The organism is Kitasatospora sp. NPDC059577 (assembly GCF_042735475.1).
GTDB lineage: Bacteria > Actinomycetota > Actinomycetes > Streptomycetales > Streptomycetaceae > Kitasatospora.
In genome coordinates, this window is sequence record NZ_JBHWBZ010000050.1 from 71,387 (window position 1) to 73,529 (window position 2,143).

1 protein-coding gene is annotated in these 2,143 nt (G+C 69.9%); it reads left to right on the plus strand.

The window, feature by feature from the left end; all coding sequences use genetic code 11:
* Positions 1-256 precede the first annotated feature (256 nt).
* Entirely contained in the window at positions 257-2,062 is a 1,806-nt protein-coding gene (locus ACFV0O_RS30315; RefSeq protein ID WP_380346868.1) for a glycosyl hydrolase family 18 protein, read from the plus strand.
* Positions 2,063-2,143 lie beyond the last annotated feature (81 nt).

The following is a 2,143-nucleotide window of genomic DNA, read 5'->3' on the forward strand; positions in this document are numbered from 1 at the left end:
GGTATAACTCGCCAAACACCCCACAGTGCCGGCGGGTTTTATACTACAAATTTTTATCCCCAAGGTTCCTGGCCCCCCCAACCCGGTTCCCCGGGCCGGGGCGCGGCGGGCGCGGGTTCGGCGCATCCCGGTGTCCGTCATGGCCTGAACCGCTCGATTCCCCACCCTTCCCTGTCATGTCCCGGTCGTCCGGCCCCACCCGGACGCGCGCCCCCGGGTCCGGCGGGAATCCCCCACAACCAGGAGTCACGCACCCATGCTGCGCTCACGCATCGAAAGGGCCGGGGCCCCGGCTCCGCAGGGCGGCCGCCGACGCCGTCCGAAGAGCCTGGCCGCCGTCGCGGCCGGCACCACCGCCTCCCTGCTGCTCGGCGCGGGCCTCGCGCTGTCCGGCGGCGCCGCGGCCAACGCCGCGACCACCAACAGCACCGGCGCGCCCGCCACCAGCGGCGGCATCAAGGTCGCGTACTTCGACCAGTGGTCGATCTACGCGAACGGGTACTACCCCAAGACGATCCAGGACACCGGCGCGGCCGGGAAGCTGGACTACCTGATCTACGACTTCGCCAACATCCACCCGAGCGACCTCGGGTGTTTCGAGGCCACCAAGGCCGCCGACACCAACGACAACAACCCCAACGCGGGTGACGGTGCGGGCGACGCCTTCGCCGACTACCAGAAGAGCTTCGGCGCGGACATCTCGGTCGACGGCGTCGGCGACGTCTGGAACCAGCCGATCGCGGGCAACTTCAACCAGCTGAAGAAGCTGAAGGCGAAGAACCCGAACCTCAAGGTCCTGATCTCGCTGGGCGGTTGGACCTACTCCAAGTACTTCTCGGCGGCCGCCGCCACGGACGCCTCGCGCAAGCACCTGGTGTCGTCCTGCCTCGACATGTTCATCAAGGGCAACCTCCCGAGCGACGCCGGCTACGGCGGCCCGGGCTCGGCGGCCGGGGTCTTCGACGGCGTCGACATCGACTGGGAGTACCCGGGCGGCGGCGGCCACGCCGGCAACCTCTCCAGCCCGGCCGACAAGCAGAACTTCACGGCGCTGCTGAAGGAGTTCCGCACCCAGCTGGACGCGCAGGGCAAGGCCGACGGCAAGACCTACGCCCTGTCGGCGGCGGTCGGCGCGGGCCAGGACAAGATCATGAACGTCGAGACCGACAAGATCGGTCAGTACCTGACCTTCCTCGACGTCATGACCTACGACATGCACGGCGGTTGGGACCCGCAGGGGCCGACCAACCACCAGGCGCCGCTGTACTCCGGCCCGAACGACCCGTCGACCCCGGCCAAGCCGGGCAACGGCAAGTACTCGATCGACAACGCCATCAAGGCGTGGACGGCCGGCGACGCGCAGTACGGCATCCCCGGCGGCTTCCCGGCCAACAAGATCAACATGGGTGTGCCGTTCTACTACCGCGGCTGGACCGGCGTCCAGAACAACGGCAGGAACGGCCTCTTCCAGCCCGCCGCCGCCCCGGCGGCCGGTGCGGCGATGTCCGGCAACGTCCCCGGCATCCAGATGTACAAGGAGCTCGCGGGCTTCGTCGACAACCCGTCCAAGACCTTCTGGGACGACGACGCCAAGGCCACGTACTTCTACGACGGCAACACCTTCTGGAGCGGTGAGGACGCCAGGTCGATCCAGGCCAAGCTCGACTACGCGCACTGCAACGGCCTCGGCGGCTCCTTCGCCTTCTCGATGTACGACCTGGGCACCAAGACCGCCCTGTTCGACAAGATGGTGACCGCCACCAACGGTTCCGCCGCCGGCTGCCCGGCCCCGCCGACCGGCACCCCCACCCCGACCCAGACGCCGACCGGCACCCCCACCGGGACGCCGACGGGCACCCCGACCGGCACCCCGACCGGCACCCCGACCACGCCGGCCACCTGCTCCGCCGCCCCGAGCTGGGACGCCAACACCACCTACGCGGCCGGCGGCACCAAGGTCTCCTGGAAGGGCCACTACTACACCAACAAGTGGTGGACCAAGGGCGACGACCCGAGCCTGAGCGGCCAGTGGGGCGTCTGGACCGACAACGGTCCCTGCTGACGACCCGCACCACCGGATGACCGGGGGCCCGACGGGCCCGCGCGGCGCACCGGGAGGTCCGGCCCGCCGGGGGAGCACCCC

Bases quoted from the DNA above. Each gene is read 5' to 3' on its own strand.
- ACFV0O_RS30315 (WP_380346868.1), top strand. From the start codon at position 257: ATGCTGCGCTCACGCATCGAAAGGGCCGGGGCCCCGGCTCCGCAGGGC.